Origin of the sequence: Nocardia sp. NRRL WC-3656 (assembly GCF_000720265.1) — a bacterium.
Taxonomy (GTDB): domain Bacteria; phylum Actinomycetota; class Actinomycetes; order Mycobacteriales; family Mycobacteriaceae; genus Nocardia; species Nocardia nova.
The window spans coordinates 131,293-150,683 of the sequence record NZ_JOJF01000019.1 but is presented as its reverse complement, the minus strand read 5'-3'; the positions used below and the strand labels follow the sequence as shown (position 1 = coordinate 150,683).

Annotated in this window: 1 protein-coding gene (running past one end of the window); it reads right to left on the bottom strand. The window is 69.7% G+C overall.

The window, feature by feature from the left end; translation table 11 throughout:
* Positions 1-19,391 carry the beginning of a non-ribosomal peptide synthase/polyketide synthase gene (locus IG65_RS0123735; protein WP_030517159.1) on the bottom strand. It extends 24,652 nt beyond the left edge of the window, so the window shows 19,391 of its 44,043 coding nt (coding positions 1-19,391); its start codon is at positions 19,389-19,391; its stop codon lies beyond the left edge, outside the window.

Below are 19,391 nucleotides of genomic sequence, written 5' to 3'. Positions count from 1 at the left end.
GCCAGTCCGGACACGGTGCGCTGTTCGAACACGGCGCGCGGACTGAACACCACACCGCGCGCCTTGGCCCGCGACACCAGCTGAATGGAGACGATCGAGTCACCACCCAGTGCGAAGAACGAATCGTCGATGCCGACGCGCTCGATGCCCAGCACCTCGGCGAACACCTCGGCGATGGCCTGCTCGACCGGCGTCCGCGGCGCGCGGAAGGCGGTATCGGTGGCGAACTCCGGCTCCGGCAGCGCCTTGCGATCCAGCTTGCCGGCCGGGGTCAGCGGCACCCGGTCGATGACCATGATCGACGAGGGCACCATGTAGCCGGGCAGCCGCTGTTCCAGATGGGCCGTCACATCGGCGACATCGATCGGCTCACCCGGGACCGCGACGACATACGACACCAGCGAGGTGGCGCCCGCGCCGCGGGTGTGGCCCACGGTCACCGCGAAGTCCACGGCGTCGTGGGCGGTGAGCGCCGCGTCGATCTCGCCCAGTTCGATGCGGAAGCCGCGCACCTTGACCTGGAAGTCGGAGCGGCCGACGTATTCGACCTCACCGGTGTGGTTCCACCGCACCACGTCACCGGTGCGGTACATCCGCTGTCCGGGCTCGTAGGGGTTGGCCACGAAGCGCTCGGCGGTCAGGCTCGCCCGCGCGTGATAGCCGCGGGCCAGCTGCACACCGGACAGATACAGCTCACCCGCGACACCCACCGGAACCGGCCGCAACCGGGCGTCGAGGACCAGCGACTGCATACCGCGGATCGGACCGCCGATGGTGACCGGATCGCCCGCGGCCAGCGGATCGCTGATGTTGGTGGCGATGGTCGCCTCGGTCGGACCGTAGGCGTTGTGAAACCGGCGCGGCGACCCGTCGGGGGTCACCGACCACTTGGCGACCTGTTCGGCGGTAACCGCCTCACCACCGGCGATGACGACCCGCATCCCGGCCAGATCGGCGGGATCGAGGGTGGCCAGCACCGACGGGGTGATCAGGGCGTGGGTGACGCCCTCGCGGGCGATCAGCTCACCGAGTTCGCTGCCGCCGTAGGTACCCGGCGGCACCACGACCAGCGCACCGCCCGCACCGACGGCGAGCAGGAATTCCAGGATCGAGGCGTCGAAGCTGGGCGAGGCGAAATGCAGTGCGCGCGAATCGGAGTCGAGCCGGTAGCGCTCGTTCTGCTCGGCGCGGAAGTTCGCCAGACCGGCGTGGGTGACCACCACGCCCTTGGGCACACCGGTGGAACCGGAGGTGTAGATGACGTAGGCCGGATGGTCGACGCGCAGCGGGCGGACCCGGTCAGCGTCGGTGATCGCGGCGGCGTCGTAGCCGTCGAGTTCGATCTCGTCGAGAACCAGCCAGTCCACCGACTCCGGCAGATCGTCGCGCACCGCGGCCACGGTCAGGCCGACGGGCGAACCCGAATCGGTGACCATGTGATCGATGCGGTCGGCCGGGTACGCGGGGTCGATCGGCACGAACGCCGCACCCGACTTGGTCACCGCCCATTCGGCCAGATAGCTCTCGGCCGAGCGCGGTACGGCCACCGCGACCAGGTCCTCGGTCCCGATCCCGCGCTCGATCAGCAAGCGCGCCAGGCGATTCGACCGCTCGTCGAGTTCGCGGTAGGTGAGGGTGCGCCCGTCGGCGATCACCGCGGGAGCCTGCGGGTCGCGGGTCGCGGCCTCGGCCAGCATCTGCGGCAGGGTCGACGCCGCGATCGCCGGGCCGCCCGTGCGCGCGAGCAGGTCGGCGCGCTCGGAGGCCTCGAGGATGTCGACCGCGCCGACGGCGATGCGCGGATCGGTGGCGACCGCCCGCAGCACCCGGATCCAGCGATCGGCGATCTCGGAGGCGGTCTGCTCGTCGAACAAATCGGTGGCGTAGACGAGGTTCAACGCCATGCCGTTGGCGGCCGCGCCGTCGGCGTCGCCGACCCGTTCCGACAGCGTGAACTGCAGGTCGAAGCGGGCGATGTTCTCCTCCCGCTCGACCGTGGAGACGGTCAGGCCCGGCAGCTCGAGGCTCGCGCGGTCGAGGTTCTGGAAGGCCAGCATCACCTGGAACAGCGGGTTGCGGGCCTGCGAGCGCTCCGGCGCCAGCAGTTCCACCAGCCGCTCGAACGGCACGTCGGCATTGCCGAAGGCCTCGAGGTCGGTGTGGCGGACCCGCTCCAGCAGTCCGGTGAACGACTCGTCGGGGTCGATGCCGGTCCGCAACACCAGGGTGTTGACGAACATGCCGACCAGATCGTCGAGCGCGGCCTCACCGCGGCCGGCGATCGGGGTGCCGACGGCGATGTCGTCGGTGCCCGACAGATGTCCCAGCAGCACCGCCAGGGCCGCGTGCATCACCATGAACAGCGACGAACCCTGTTCGCGCGCAACGCCTTCCAGCGCGCCGATGAGTTCCGGCGTCAGGGTGCGATGCAGTTCGGCGCCGCGCAGCGAGGCGATCGCCGGGCGCGGGCGGTCGGCGGGCAGGGCCAGCTCTTCCGGAATTCCGGACAGCGAGCGCTGCCAGTAGCCGACCTGGCGGGCCAGCAGCGACTGCGGATCGTCCTCCGAGCCCAGCACCTCGCGCTGCCAGATCGCGAAATCGGCGTACTGCACCTCGAGCGGCGCCCAGCCGGGGGCGCTGCCCTGGGTGCGGGCGGTGTAGGCGGTCATCACGTCACGCGCCAGCGGGGTCATCGAGAACCCGTCCGCGGCGATGTGGTGCACGACCACGACCAGCACGTGTTCGTCGCTGTGCACCTGGAACAACCGGGCGCGCAGCGGAACCTGTTCGGCGACATCGAATCCCGCGGAGGCGAAATCCGTCACCGCGGTGGTCAGATCGGCGTCCGAGACCGGGTAGGCGCGCAGATCCAGCACGATCTGCTCGGCCGGCACAACCAGTTGCATCGGCGTGCCGCCGTGCTCCGGATAGCGAGTGCGCAGCGACTCGTGCCGGCGCACCACGTCGAAGACGGCCAATTCCAGTGCGGCCGTGTCGAGTTCACCGGACAGCCGGACCACCAGCGGCAGGTTGTAGGCCGCCGAGGAGGTGTCGTACTGGTTCAGGAACCACATGCGCTGCTGCGCGAACGACAGCGGCACCGGTTCCGCGGCGGCACGCGGGCGCGCGATCAGGCGCGGGCGCGCCTCGCCGCCGGTGTGGGTTTCCAGCCGTGCGGCCAGCGACTCCACGGTCGAGGCCTCGAACAGCGCGCGCACACCCACCGTCGTCCCCAGCGCCGCCCCGACGCGGGAGACGACGCGGGTGGCGATGAGCGAGTTGCCGCCGAGTTCGAAGAAGTCGTCGTCGAGCCCGACCCGTTCCACGTCGAGCACCTCGGCGAAGACCGCGGCCACGATCTCCTGCACCGGGGTCTCCGCGGCCCGGAAGGCGCGCGACTGCACCGCGGGGGCGGGCAGGGCGCGCCGGTCCAGTTTGCCGTTGACGGTCAGCGGAATGCGGTCCAGCACCACGAACGCCGAGGGCACCATGTACGCGGGCAGCCGTTCGGCCGCACCGTCGCGCACGACGTCCAGCGCCGGTTCGGTCCGACCGGCCGGGGGCACCACATAGGCGACGATGCGCTGGTCGCCCGGCTGGTCCTCGCGCACGACGACGGCGGCCTGCGCGATCCCGGGCTGCGCCAGCACCGCGGCCTCGATCTCGCCGAGTTCGATGCGGAAGCCGCGCACCTTGACCTGGTCGTCGGCGCGGCCCAGATATTCCAGTTCCCCGAAGCGGTTCCAGCGCGCCACGTCACCGGAGCGGTACAGCAGCGTGCCGGGCTCGCCCAGCGGATCGGCGACGAAGCGGGCGGCGGTCAGATCCGGGCGGCCCAGGTAGCCGCGCGCCAATTGCGGACCGGCGACATACATCTCGCCGGCGACGCCGACCGGAACCGGATGCAGCCGGTCGTCGAGGACGTACACCCGCAGTCCGGCGATGGCCCGGCCGACCACCGAACCCGTTGCCGCGGCGATGGTTTCGGCATCGAGCACCCGGTGCGAGACGTGCACCGTGGTCTCGGTGATGCCGTACATGTTGACCAGTCGCGGCGCGGTGTCGCCGTGGCGGGCCACCCAGTCCGCGAGCCGGCGCAGCTCGAGCGCCTCACCGCCGAAGACCACGTAGCGCAGGGCCAGCGGCTGCCCACCGGCCAGGCGATCGGCCTCGGCCAGCTGATAGAACGCCGACGGGGTCTGGTTGAGCACCGTCACCCGTTCGCGGCGCAGCAGTTCCAGGAACTGCTCGGGCGAGCGCGAGGTGTAGTAGTCGACCACGACCAGCGTGCCGCCGAACAGCAGCGGGCCCCAGATCTCCCACACCGAGAAGTCGAAGGCGAAGGAGTGGAACATCGTCCACACGTCCTCGGCGCCGAAGCCGAATTCGCGATCGGTATTGGCGAACAGCCGCACGACGTTGCGGTGCGCGACCGCCACGCCCTTGGGGCGGCCGGTCGAGCCGGAGGTGTAGATGACGTAGGCGATATTGCTCGCCGACAGCGGGGCGTTGCGATCGGCATCGGTGATCGGGCCCTCGCCCGCGTCCACCAATTCCGGTGTCTCCGCGCCGAATCCGTCCATCAGCACGGTCGGCAGGCCGGCCGGCAGCTCCACCTCGGTGCTGCCGTCCACGATCACCCCGGCCGGACGCGAATCCGCGAGCACGTAGGCGATGCGTTCGGCCGGATAGCTCGGATCGATCGGCACATAACCCGCGCCGGACTTCACGACCGCCAGCAGAGCCACGACCAGATCCAGCGAGCGCGGCAGCACCACCGCGACCAATGTCTCGGGGCCGGCGCCGTCGGCGATCAGCCTGCGCGCCAACTGGTTCGCGCGCCGATCCAGCTCCTCGTAGGTGAGCTGATCGGCGCCGAACTTCGCCGCCACCCGGTCGCCGTGCTCGGCGACCGCGGCGTCGAACAGATCCGACAGCGTCACGGCCCGGTCCGCGAACCGTCCGGTGCCGCCGTCCGCACCCGCCGAGACCCAGCGCTGCGAGACGTCCAGCCGTTCGCCCTCGCCGAGCAGATCGATATCGCCCACCACCGTGGCGGCGGCCACGGCCTCGGTGACACTGTCCGCGGTGGAGCTGCCCTCGGTGACGCTGCGCAGGATCCGCAGCAGGCGGTCGGAGAAGGCGGCGACGGTCTCGGGATCGAACAGATCGGTGGCGTAGGTCCACGACAGCGCCAGCCCGGCGCCGTCGGCGGCGTCGCCGACGGTCAGCTGAATATCGAATTTCGCCATTCCCGGATCGGCGTCGACGACCGCGAGATCCAGGCCGGGCAGGGCGGCCGTGGTGGCGTCGCGCTGTCCGGTGGCCTCGAAGGTCAACGCCACCTGGAACAGCGGGTGATGCGCCTGGGAACGCACCGGGCTGAGCACGTCGACCAGCCGCTCGAACGGCACGTCGGCGTTGGCGAAGGCCGCCAGGTCGGTCCGGCGCACCTCGGTGAGCAGTTCGGCGAACGTCGCGTCCGGGCGCACCGGAGTGCGCAGCACCAGCGTGTTGACGAACATGCCGATCAGATCGTCGAGCGCGCGTTCACCGCGGCCCGCGATCGGCGTGCCGATGGCGATGTCGGTACTGCCCGACAACCGCGCCGCCCAGGTGGCCAGGGCCGCGTGCATCAGCATGAACAGCGTCACGCCGTGAGCGCGCGCGTAGTCGGTGAGCCGCGCGTGCAGATCGGCGTCGATCGAGAACTCGTGTGTCGCACCGGCATTGGTGGCGATCTCCGGGCGCGGGCGATCGGCCGGCAGTTCGATCTGCTCGGGCAGATCGCGCAGTTGTTCGGACCAGTAGGCGATCTGGCGGGCGGCGACCGATTCCGGGTCGTCCTCGGCGCCGAGCACCTCGCGCTGCCACAGCGCGTAGTCGGCGTACTGCACCGGCAGCGGCGCCCACTGCGGGGACTCGCCGCGCGAGCGCTCGGAGTAGGCGGCGACCACATCGCGCAGCAGCGGGCGCAGCGAGAAGCCGTCCCCGGCGATGTGGTGCATGACCAGCACGACCACGTGGTCGCGCGGGCCGAGCTCGAGCAGGGTGGCCCGGAACGGAACCTCGGCTGTCACGTCGAAGAAGACGTTGACCAATTCCGCCACGCGCGAGGGCAATTCGCCGGCGTCCACCGATTCGACGGCGAGTTCGACACCGGCGGCATGCGCGGACAGCACCCGCTGGTAACCGTCACCGGCCACCTCCGGGTATACGGTGCGCAGCGATTCGTGCCGCGCGACCACGTCACGCACGGCCGCGGCGAACGCCTCGCGGTCCAGCGCGCCGGTCAGCCGGATAGCGACCGGGATGTTGTTCACCGCGGTGCGGTTGTCGAACCGGTTGAGGAACCACATCCGCTGCTGGGCCGGGGAGAGCGGCACCAGCTGCGCGGTCTCACCGTCCGGCAGCGCGACGGGTTCGGGCCGCGGCTGCGCGGTCAGCGCGAGCCGCCCGCCCTGTCCCGCTTGGGTTTCCAGACGCGCGGCCAGGGCCGCCACCGTGGAGGCCTCGAACAGGGTGCGGACCCCGACCTCGGTGTCGAGCGCCGCGCCCAGCCGGGCCGCGACCTGGGTGGCGAGCAGCGAGTTGCCGCCCAGTTCGAAGAAGTCGTCGTCCAGGCCCACCCGGTCCAGGCCGAGGATCTCGGCGATCACATCGGCGACGGACTGTTCCACCGAGGTGCTGGGCGCGCGGAACACCTTGGCCGCGAACGTCGGCGCCGGCAGCGCCTTGCGATCCAACTTGCCGGAGGCGTTGAGCGGGAAGCTGTCGAGCACCACGAAGGCCGCCGGCACCATGTACGCCGGAAGCTGTTCGGCCAGTGCGGATTTCACGGCGTCCACCGCGATCTCGGCGCCCGGCGCGGCGATCAGGTAGGCGACCAGCTGGTCGCCCGTGCGATCGTCGGAGCGCACCACCACCACGGCCTGACCCACCGATGCGACGGCGGTCAGCGCGGATTCGATCTCACCCAGCTCGATGCGCAGGCCGCGCACCTTCACCTGGAAGTCGGTGCGGCCCAGATACTCGAGCTCACCGGCTTCGGTCCAGACCACCAGGTCGCCGGTGCGGTACATGCGCGCACCGCCACCGAACGGATTGGCCACGAAGCGGTCCGCGGACAGATCCGGCCGGGCCACATATCCGCGCGCCAGCTGGGCGCCCGCAAGATACAGCTCACCCGCGACACCCACCGGAACCGGCTGCAGCCGCGCGTCCAGCACGTAGACCTGGGTGTTGAACACCGGCGCACCGATCGGCACCGACGCCACGTCCGCGTCGACGACCTCGTGGTAGGTGACGTCGACCGCGGCTTCGGTCGGGCCGTAGAGGTTGTGCAGGCGAGCGCCGGTCAGGCGGCGCAACTGCTGCGCGGTGGTGCCGGGCAGCGCCTCACCCGAGGCGAAGACGTTGCGCAGACCGGTGCATTCGGCCGCGGCCGGCTCGGCGATGAAGACCGCGAGCATGGACGGCACGAAGTGGGTGACCGTCACGCCCTCGCGCACGATGACCTCGGCGAGATAGGCCGGATCGCGATGGCCGTCCGGCCGGGCCACCACCAGGCGCGCGCCGACCTGCAAGGGCCAGAAGAACTCCCACACCGACACGTCGAAGGTGGCCGGGGTCTTCTGCAGCACCACGTCGTCGGCGGCCAGGCCGTACTGGGCGTGCATCCACACCAGGCGGTTCACGATCGCGGTGTGCGGAACGGCCACGCCCTTCGGACGGCCGGTGGAACCGGAGGTGAAGATCACGTAGGCGGTATTGCCCGGACGCAGCGGCGCGGTCCGGTCGGCATCGGTGAGCGGCGCGTCCGAATATCCGGACAGCTCGAGCCGGTCGATACGCACCTCAGGCGCGATATCGCTTGCGGTGGAGACGTTTTCGCGCAGACCGGCACCCGAGGTCAACACGCAGACCGGGCGGGCGGTGTCCAGGATGTAGTCGGTGCGCTCGGCCGGATGGTCCGGATCCAGCGGCACGTAGGCGCCACCGGCGGCGGCCACGGCGTACATGCCGACCACCAGATCGATCGAGCGTCGCATACCCAGCGCGACCAGCGACTCGGGTCCGACCCCCTGGTCGACGAGCCAGCGGGCGAGCCGGCGCACGCGGGCGGCGAACTCGGCATAGGACAGACTCGTCCCCTCGAAGATCACCGCGGTCGCGTCCGGGGTGCGCGCGACCTGGGCCTCGAACAGCGAGACCAGCGTCGCGGCGGCATCGTCGGACACCGTCGGCAGGGCGGCGTCGATGGGGAATTCGGTGTCGTTCCAATGCCGCAGCACCAGAGCGTGTTCGGTGGCGTCGAGAACCGGCAGGGCGCCCACGGCGACCGACGGATCGGCGGCCACGGCCTGCAGCACGCGCAGGAAGCGACGGGCGAACGATTCGGCGAACGCCTCGTCGAACAGATCGGTCGCGAAGACCAGCTCGGCGTCCATCGCGGCGTCCGCACCGGTACCGCCGGCGGCCCCGGCGCCGACCGGCCCCTCGCTCAACGTCAGCTGCAGGTCGAATTTCGCCGTCTGCGCGTCGATTCCGAGTTCGGCGACCGTCAGCCCGGGCAGTTCCAGGGCGGTGCGGCCGAGGTTCTGGAAGGACAGCATCACCTGGAACAGCGGGTGCCGGGCCTGCGAACGGGCCGGGTTGAGCACCTCGACCAGGCGCTCGAACGGCACGTCGGCGTGGGCGAAGGCCGACAGGTCGCGCTCGCGGACCTGGGCCAGCAGTTCGGTGAACCGCGCGCCCGGGTCGACCTGGGCGCGCAGGACCAGGGTGTTGACGAACATGCCGACCAGGTCGTCGAGGGCTCGCTCACCGCGACCGGCGACCGGAATACCCACGGCGATATCGTCGGTGCCGCTCAACCGCGCCAGCAACGCGGCGAAGGCGCCGTGCACCACCATGAACAGCGTGCTCTGCTGTCCCTGGGCGACCCGGCTCAGCCCGTCGACGAGCTCACCCGGCACCCGGAAGCGGTAGGTCCCGGCCTCGTAGGTGGCGACGGCCGGACGCGGGCGGGCCGACAGCCGCAATTCGTCGGGCAGGCCGTTGAGCGCGTTGTGCCAGTAACCGAGTTGTTCGGAGATGACCGACCGCGGATCGTCCTCCGAGCCCAGCGATTCCCGTTGCCACAGCGCGTAATCCGCGTACTGCACGGGCAGCGGCGCCCAGCCGGGCTCCGATCCCGCGGTGCGGGCCAGGTAGGCGGTCATCAGATCGCGCACCAGCGGAGTCATCGAGAAGCCGTCGGTGGCGATGTGGTGAACCACCACGACCAGCACATGATCGGCCTCGCCGACGCGGTACAGCCGCAACCGGGTCGGCGGCACCGCGGTCACGTCGAAACCGCGGCCGACGAATTCGGTCAGCGCGTCGAGCAGATCCGCCTCGGTCGTATCGACCACGTCCAGGTCGGGCACGGCGCGGGTCGAGGGCAGGATCTGCTGGTAGGCCAGGCCCTCGTGGGAGGGGTAGATCGTGCGCAGCGATTCGTGCCGGGCCACCACGTCCGCGATCGCGGTACGCAGCGCGTCGATATCGAGTTCGCCGGTCAGCCGCACCGCGGCCGGGATGTTGTTGGTCGCCGAATCGGTGTCGAAGCGGTTGAGGAACCACATCCGCTGCTGTGCCAGCGACAGCGGCGGGAACTCCGGGCGCGTGCGAGGCGTCAGTGCCTGGCGCACACCGGATCCCACCTGGGATTCGACGCGCGCGGCCAAGCCGGCCACCGTGGGCGCCTCGAAGACCGTGCGCACGCCGACCTCGGCGTTCAGCGCGGCGCTCAGCCGCGCCACCACTTGGGTGGCGATCAGCGAGTTGCCGCCCAGATCGAAGAAGTCGTCGTCCACACCGACCGGACGCTCGCTGGTGTCCAGGCCGAGTACGTCGGCGAAGGTCGCCGCGACGATCTCCTCGACCGGCGTGGACGGCGCCCGGAATTCGCGGGCCGCGAACACCGGCTCCGGCAGCGCGCGCCGGTCCAATTTGCCGTTCGGGTTCAGCGGCATCGCGTCGAGCGTGACGATTGCGGCCGGAATCATGTACGACGGCAGCAGCTGCGCCAGATGTGCGCGCAGCACCTCGACGTCCACCACGCCGCCGGCCGGCACCACGTAGGCGACGAGCTGATCGCCCAGGCGCGCGTCCGAACGCACCACCGCGACCGCCTGGGCCACGGATTCGTGTGCGACGAGGGCGGATTCGATCTCCCCGAGCTCGATGCGCAGACCGCGCACCTTCACCTGGAAGTCGGTGCGGCCCAGGTACACGATCGCACCGTCGGCGCCGCGGCGCACCAGGTCACCGGTGCGGTACATCCGGGAGCCGTAGTCGGCGAACGGATTCGCGACGAAGCGGTCGGCGGTCAGGTCGGCACGGCCGAGATAACCGCGGGCCAGCTGATCGCCGGCCAGATACAGCTCACCCGCGACACCCGGCGGCACCGGATGCAGTCGCGCGTCCAGCACGTAGGCCTGCGCGTTCCACACCGGCAAACCGATCGGCACCGCGCCGCGGACGCCGTCGGCCACCCCGGCGTGGGTGGCGTGCACGGTGAATTCGGTGGGGCCGTACAGGTTGTACAGCTGTGCCGTGCCGACCCGGCGGAACGCCTCGACGGCATCGGAGGTGAAGGCCTCACCGGCGACGAACAACGCCCGCAGCGACGCCAGCGCGGAACTGTCGACCGCACCGGAGAAGACGGTGAGCATCGAGGGCACGAACGAGGTCATGGTGACCTGTTCGGCGGCGACCACATCGGCGAGGTAACGCGGATCGCGATGCCCGTCGGGAGTGGCCACGACCATCCGGCCACCGACCGACAGCGGGGCGAACAACTCCCACACCGAGACGTCGAAGGTGGCGGGCGTCTTGAACAGCACCACATCGTCGGCGCCGATGCCGTATTCGCCGGTGATCCAGCGGATCTGGTTCACCACCGCGGAATGCGGGACGGTCACGCCCTTCGGGCGGCCGGTCGAGCCGGAGGTGAAGATCGTGTACGCCGGATTCGACGGGCGCAGCGGGGCGAGACGGTCCGCATCGGTCAGCGGCTCGTCGGAGTAGTCCGCGAGGTCCAGTTCGTCCAGGCACAGGACCGTCCGGTCACCGGCCTCGACGTCGGCCGCGTTCGCCGACGTGGTCAGTACGCAGACCGGTTCGGCGGTGTCGAGGACGTAGCCGATGCGGTCGGCGGGCTGATCCAGGTCCAGCGGCACATAGCCGCCGCCGGCCTCGAGCACCGCGTACATGGCGACCACCAGGTCCGTCGAGCGGCGCAGTCCCAGCGCCACCGGCGCCTCGGGGCCCACGCCCGCCTCGACCAGCCGCCGCGCCAACCGGCGCACGCGGGCACCGAATTCGGCGTAGGTCAGGGTCTCGCCGGCCTCGCGGTCCACCACCGCGACCGCATCCGCGTGGGTGCGGGCGGCCTCGGCGAACAGCTCGGGAAGCAGTGTCGCGGAACCGATCTCGCGCGAGGTGTAGTTCCACTCGCGCAGTTCCCGATCGGCCTCGAGCGCGTCGATCAGCGCGATATCACCGATGGGGCGGTCCGGATCGGCCACCACCGCGGCCAGCACCCGGTCCAGCCGCTTGGCGAATCCGGCGATCGTCGGCTCGTCGAAAAGGTCGAGCGCATAGGAGAACTCGGCGGACATACCCGCCGCCGCCCCTTCGGCGTCCGGCGCCTCCTGCAGGGTGAGCTGCAGGTCGAATTTCGCCAGCCGGGCGTCGTAGTCGATGCCGTTGACCGACAGGCCGGGCAGCTCCAGGCTGGCGTGACGGATGTTCTGGAAGGCCAGCATCACCTGGAACAGCGGATGCCGGGCCTGCGAACGGGCCGGGTTGAGCACCTCGACCAGCCGCTCGAACGGCACGTCGGCATGGGCGAAGGCCTGCAGATCGGTATTGCGGGCCTGGGCCAGCAGTTCGGCGAAGGTCATTGCGCCGTCGACGTTCGTGCGCAACACCAGCGTGTTGACGAACATGCCGATCAGATCGTCGAGCGCGGCCTCACCGCGACCGGCGACCGGGGTGCCGATCGCGATATCGGAGGTACCCGACAGCCGCGCCAGCAGGATCGCCAGCGCGCCGTGCACCACCATGAACGGCGAGGCGTTGTACCTGCGGCCGAGGTCGGCCAGTCGCCGCTGGGTTTCCGGCGAGATGACGAACGAATAGGTGCCACCGCGATACGTCGCCACCGCCGGACGCGGCCGGTCGGCGGGCAGCACCAGTTCGTCGGGCAGATCGGCCAGTTCGCGGGTCCAGTACCGAATCTGGTTGGAGATCAACGAGTTCGGATCGTCCTCGGAACCCAGCACCTCGCGCTGCCACAGCGCGTAGTCGGCGTACTGCACCGGCAGCTCGGTCCAGGCCGGCTGCTCCCAGTTGGTGCGCGCGGCGTAGGCGACCATCACGTCGCGGGCCAGCGGATGCATCGACCAGCCGTCGGCGGAGATGTGGTGCACCACCATGCCGAGCACGTACTCGGTCTCGCTGATCTCGAAGAGCCGGGCGTGCAACGGCACTTCGTTGGTCACGTCGAACGACATGGAGGCCAGTTCGACCAGGTGGTCGATGAGATTGTGCTCGGTCACCGGCACCGGGGTCAGGTCCGGCACGATCTGCGCGGCATCGAGCACCACCTGCACCGGCGCACTGCCGGTCTCCGGGAACACTGTGCGCAGCGATTCGTGACGGTCGATCACGTCGATGACCGCGACCTGCAGCGCGGCCACGTCCAGTTCACCCGACAGCCGCATGGCGACCGGGATGTTGTTGACCGCCGAGGAGGTGTCGTAGCGGTTGAGGAACCACAGCCGCTGCTGTGCGAGCGACAACGGCACCTGTTCGGGGCGTTCCCGGGCCACCAGCGACTTGCGCGCACCGTCGCCCGCATGCGATTCCACTCGCGCGGCCAGCGCGGCCACGGTGCTCGCCTCGAACAGCATGCGCAACGGGACGCGAGTGTCGAGCGCGTTGCCCAAGCGCGAGGCCACCTGGGTGGCGATCAGCGAATTGCCGCCGAGGTCGAAGAAGTCGTCGTCCGCGCCGACCCGGGCCACGCCCAGAACCTCGCCGAAGGTCTGGGCGACGATCTCCTCGATCGGAGTTGCCGGAGTGCGGAATTCGCGCACCTCGAACACCGGCGCGGGCAACGCTTTGCGGTCCAGCTTGCCGGACGGGTTCAGCGGCAGCGCGTCGAGCACCACGATCGCCGAGGGCACCATGTACGCCGGCAGCCGCCGGTGCAGCGAAGCCTTGATGCTGTCGATGTCGACCGGCCCGGCCGGGGTGACCGCGTAACCGACGAGCTGATCACCGGCGACGGTGTCCAGGACGAGGACCACTGCCTGGTTGACCGCCGGATGCTCGGTGAGCGCGGCCTCGATCTCCCCGAGTTCGATGCGCTGACCGCGGAACTTCACCTGGAAGTCGGTGCGGCCGATGTATTCCAGCACGCCCGCGCGGCCGACCTCGGGTGCGTCCGGTTCGGTCCAGCGGACCAGGTCACCGGTGCGGTACAGCCGTGATCCGGGCGGGCCGAACGGGTCGGCTACGAATCGATCGGCGGTCAGGTCGGGGCGGCCGTGATAGCCGCGCGCGACCTGCACCCCGCCGAGGTACAGCTCACCGGGCACCCCGACCGGAACGGGAGACAGACCCTGGTCGAGTACGTAGGCGCGCGTGTTCCACACCGGGCGGCCGATGGGCACCGTGGTGGGGGCGACGGTGTCCAGGTGCCATGCGGTCGCGTGCACGGTGAATTCGGTCGGGCCGTACAGGTTGTGCAGCGCGGCGGTGGAGAACTGCCGGAACGCGGTCACCGTCGCCGGCGGCAGCGCCTCTCCGGCGACGAGAACGGCACGCAGCGAAGCGCATTCGGCCGGAAGTGCGGCACCGACGAAGACCGACAGCATCGACGGCACGAACGACGTCATCGTGACCCGATGACGGCCGATGATCTCCGACAGATACATCGGATCGCGATGCCCGTCCGGTGCCGCGATGAGCATCTTCGCACCGACCGCCAGCGGGCCGAACAACTCCCAGACCGACACGTCGAAGGTCACCGGGGTCTTCTGCAGCACCACATCGGCCGGTCCCATGCGGTATTGCGCGGTGATCCAGGCGATCTGGTTCACCACGGCGGCATGTGCGACCGCGACACCCTTCGGACGTCCGGTGGAGCCGGAGGTGTAGAGCACGTATGCGGTATTGCTCGGCCGCAGCGGGGCGAGTCGATCGGCATCGCCGACCGGGGTCGGCGGATAGTCGTCCAGGTCGACGGTGTCGACGGCGATCACCGGGATGTCGCTCGCGGCGACCCCGTCGTCGGTGGTCGTCAGCAGGCAGACCGGGCCCGAGGAGGCCAGCACGTAGTCGGTGCGCTCGGCCGGATGGTCGGGGTCCAGGGGCACATACCCACCACCGGCGGTCATCACCGCGTAGATCGCGACGAGCATATCCACCGAACGCCGGATACCGACGCCGACCAGTGATTCCGGTCCCACGCCGAGGTCGATCAGCTTGCGAGCCAAACGATTGACGCGCGCGTCGAATTCGGCGTAGGTGAGCTCGATCGGCTCCCCGACGTCCTCGCGCATGCCGCCGTCGAACAGCACCGCGAGCTCGTCGGGCCGCTGCCGAACCTGCTCGGCGAACAGATCCAGCACCGTCGGAGCCGAAACTCCGTGCGCGGTCTCGTTCCAGCCCGAGAGCACCGTGACCCGTTCGGCATCGTCGAGCAGATCGATCTCACGGACCGCCGTATCCGGGTGCGCGGCAACAGATTTCAGGATCCGCAGATAGCGTTCGGTGAATTCGGCGACGGTCGGCGCGTCGAACAGATCGGTGGCGTAGGAGACCTCCGCCACCATCCCGGCGGGCGCACCGGAGCCGGAACGCTCCTCGGTGATGGTCCACTGCAGGTCGAATTTGGCGATGTCGACGTCCAGTTCGTCGGCGGTCACCGACAATCCGGGCAGTTCCAACGTGGCGTGCGACATCTCCTGGAACGACAGCATCACCTGGAACAACGGATGCCGCGCCTGCGAGCGGGTCGGGTTCAGCACCTCGACCAGTCGTTCGAACGGCACGTTGACGTGCGCGAATCCGGCGAGGTCGACTTCCCGGGTCTGCGCCAGGAATTCGCTGAACGCGATGCTGCCCTCGACCTCGGAACGCAACACCAGCGTGTTGACGAACATGCCGATCAGGTCGTCGAGCGCCTGTTCACCGCGACCGGCGACCGGCGTGCCGACAGCGATATCGCTGGTACCCGACAACCGGGCCAGCAGAACGGCCAGCGAGGCGTGCATGACCATGAACAGGCTGACGCCGTGGGCCCGGGCCAGTTCGACCAATTGCCCATGCAATTCGGCGTCGATGGCGAAATCGACCCGGCGGCCGCGGAAGCTCTGCACCGGCGGCCGCGGGCGATCGGCGGGCAATTCCAGCTGATCCGGCAGACCGCCCAAAGCCTCTCGCCAATACCCGATTTCGCGGGCGGCGATGGAATCCGGATCGGCCTCCGAGCCGAGCAGTTCCCGCTGCCAGAGGCTGTAGTCCTGGTACTGAACCGGCAGCGGTGACCAGGCGGGGGCCGAACCGGCCGCACGCGCCAGATATGCGGCCGCGACGTCGCGGGCCAGGGGACCGAAGGAGAATCCGTCCGCGGCGATGTGGTGAACGACGAAAGCGACCGCGAAGTCCCGCGTTCCATTGTCGCGGCCGGCGGAGATCTCGAATATCCGCACCCGGATCGGCAGTTCCCGAGACACATCGAATCCGGCGGACGCGAAGGCCGCCAGTGCCTCGTGCAGATCCGCCGCGTCGATCGGCTCCACCTCGATACCCAGGTCGACCTGTTCGGCCGGAATAACGAACTGATAGCCGCCGGCGCCGGACTCGGGGAAGATGGTGCGCAGCGATTCCTGCCGCTCCACCACGTCGCGCAGCGCGGTCTGCAGCGCGTCGATGTCGACGGTGCCGCTCAGCCGCACCACGAAGGGCAGGTTGTACGTGGGAGCGGCGGGGTCGAACTGGTTGATGAACCACATCCGCTGCTGTGCCAGCGACAGCGGAACCCGGTCCGGGCGATGCTGCGCGACCAGCGGCGGACGCGCCGCGAATTCGCCGTCGGCGCCGTGTTCGGCCGCGGCGTCGGCCCGGGCCGCGATACCCGCCACGGTGGGCGTCTCGAACAGCGCACGCACACCCAGCTGCACGCCGAAGGCGGCGGAGATGCGCGCGACGACCTGGGTCGCCACCAACGAGTTGCCGCCGAGGTCGAAGAAGTTGTCGTCCACGCCGACCCGGGGCTGGCTCAGTACGTCGGCGAAGACGCCGGCGACGATCTCCTCGGCCTGCGTGCGGGGGGCGCGGTAACCGGTCGCATCGGCGCTGAACACGGGTTCGGGCAGCGCTTTGCGATCCAGCTTGCCGGAGGTGTTGAGCGGGAACGCGTCCAGCACCATGATCGCGGCGGGCACCATGTAGCTGGGCAGCTTCTCGGCCACGAACCGGGTGAGATCCGCCGAATCGATCGAATATCCCGGCGCCGGAACGACATACGCGACCAGCTGCTGACCGGTCGCGGTGTCGACCACCAGCACGACGGCCTGGCTGACCGCCGGATGCGCCAGCAGATCGGTTTCGATCTCGCCGAGCTCGATGCGCTGGCCGCGGAACTTGACCTGGAAGTCGGTACGGCCGATGTACTCCAGCACACCGGTCCCGTCGGCCTGCCGGCCCCAGCGCACCAGGTCACCGGTGCGGTACATGCGCTCGCCGGTGCTCGAGAAGGGATTGGCGACGAACCGATCCGAGGTCAGATCGGGCCGGCCGCGGTATCCGCGGGCCAACTGCCGTCCACCCAGATACAGCTCACTCGGGGCGCCGATCGCGGCCGGACGCAACCGCGAATCCAGCACGTAGACATCGACATTCCATTCCGGGATACCGATCGGAACGGTGGTGGTGTCGGCTGCGGTGGCCTCCCAGTAGGTCACCGAGACCGCGGCCTCGGTGGGGCCGTAGAGGTTGTGCAGGCCGGCGTCCGGGTTGATCGCCCGGAACATCGCGGCGGTCTCCGGCGGCAGCGCCTCACCGATGACGAAAACCGCACGCAGCGAATCACATTGACCCGCGCTGGCGTGCGAGGCGAAAACCGTCAGCATCGACGGCACGAAGTCGGTGACGGTCACCGCGTGCCGCTCGATCATCTGCGCGACGTAGACCGGATCGCGATGCCCGTCCGGATCGGCGACCACCAGTTTCGCGCCGACCATCAGCGGCAGGAAGTAACCCCACAGCGAGACGTCGAAGGTGGTGGCGGTCTTCTGCAGATAGACGTCGGCCTCGGTCAGGCCGTATTCGTGCAGCATCCACAGCTGCTGATTGACGATGGCGTGGTGGGTGACCGCCACGCCCTTGGGCCGGCCGGTCGAACCGGAGGTGTAGATGACGTAGGCGGTGTTGTCCGCGCGCAGCGGCGCGAGCCGGTCGGCGTCGGTGATCGGCGCATCGGACACACCGGTGGTGTCGAGCGTGTCGATCTGTACCTGCCGCACCGAATCCGGCAGGTCCACCTCGTCGGTGGAACTGGTCAGCACGCACACCGGGCCCGCGCTGTCGAGGATGTAGGCGGTGCGCTCGACCGGATGATCCGGATCGATCGGCACGTACGCGCCACCGGCCTTCAGCACCGCGTGCATGCCGACGACCAGATCCAGCGAACGCCGCATGCCCAGTGCCACCAGCGATTCCGGGCCCACACCGTCGGCAATCAGGGTCCGCGCCAGGCGGTTGACCCGGGCGCCGAATTCGGCGTAGGTCAGCGTCTGCCCCTGGAAGTCGATGGCGGTCCGGCCGGGCGTGCGCGCGATCGCGGCGTCCAGCAGGGCCGGCAGCGTGGTGGTCGGCACCTCGTGGACGGAGCGGTTCCAGCCGGTGACGGTTTCGGCCCGCTCGACGGCCGTGGTGATCGGCAGACCCCACAGCCGCTCCTGCGCATCCGCCTGCAGGAACCGGTCGAAGAATTCGAGGAAGCGCGAATGATGGTGGCGCGCTTCGTCTTCGGTGTAGAGGTTCGGGTTGGTCTCGAAGTCGATCCGGGACCGCGCGCCGCCCTCGGTCTGATAGAAGTTGACGCCGAGATCCTCGATGGAACCGGTGGAGAGCACATGCAAGCGGCCCGGCGTGCTGCCGAGTACCAGCTCGTCCTGGAACAACATGATGTTGACCCAGGGGCCGAAGAACTCCTTGGTCACCACTCCGTCGCCGCTGCCCGATTCCCGGCCGGCGGCGGCACTGTCACGGCGAATGTCCTCGTGCCGGTACCGCTGGTGACGCAGCGCGCCCGACACCTCCACCTGCACCGACTTCAGCAGGTCGGTGACGGTGGTGTCGTGGCCGATGTGCAGGCGCAGCGGGACGATGTTCGAGGTGGCGCCGCCGGAACGCCGCATCACCGCGGTGGTGCGCGCGGTGACCGGAAGGCTCAGAATGACGTCCTCGGCGTCGGTCCACTGCGCCAGATAGGCGGCGAAACCCGCGATCAGCAGGGCGGCCGGCGAGGAGTCGTGGCGACGAACGGCTTCGGCGAGCAGGTCGTTGCGATCGTCGGACAGAGCGGCGCCGACCACGTCGTTCAGCGGGGCCGGGGCGGCATTGCGGCCGGTGAGGCTGGTGCCCTCCTCCAGGCCGGCCACACGCTCGGCCCAGTACTGCTTATCGCTCTCGAAACGGGTGCTGTCGCGGTAGGCGAATTCGGATTCGACCAGGTCGCGCAGGTCGGAGGCCTTCAACGCGGCGGGCTCGACGCCGTTGCGATAGGCGGTGTAGCGCTCGGCGATCCGGTTGACCTGGTTTACCGCGCCGAAGCCGTCGAGCACGATGTGATGGGCACGCGAGTACCAGAACCAGCGGTCGTGGGTGAGCTGCAGCGCGGCCGAGCGGACCAGGCGGTCGGTGATGATGTTCAGCGGGCGGCCGTAGTCGGCGCGCATCCACTCGTGCGCGGCCGCTTCCGGATCGGCGGCATCGCGCAGATCGATGTGCTCGACGCCGTCGGTGTCGCCGAGGGTGTGGTCGACGTACTGCAGCGGCTCGCCGTCGCGTTCGACGATGCGCACGAAACCGGAGCCCAGCTCGTGGGACGCATCCAGGCTGGCGCGCGAGAGCACCTCGACGTCGACGTCACCGTCCAGGTCGACGTACTGGGCGATCGTGATCGGCACCTGGGGGTCCAGGTGCTGGGCATACCAGATTCCGAGCTGCGCCGGCGACAGCGGGAACAGTTGATCCCCGGATACTGCCGCGGGCGTTACCTCGCCGCCAGCTTCGCCGTTTCCGCCGAAATCCAGCCGGTCCAA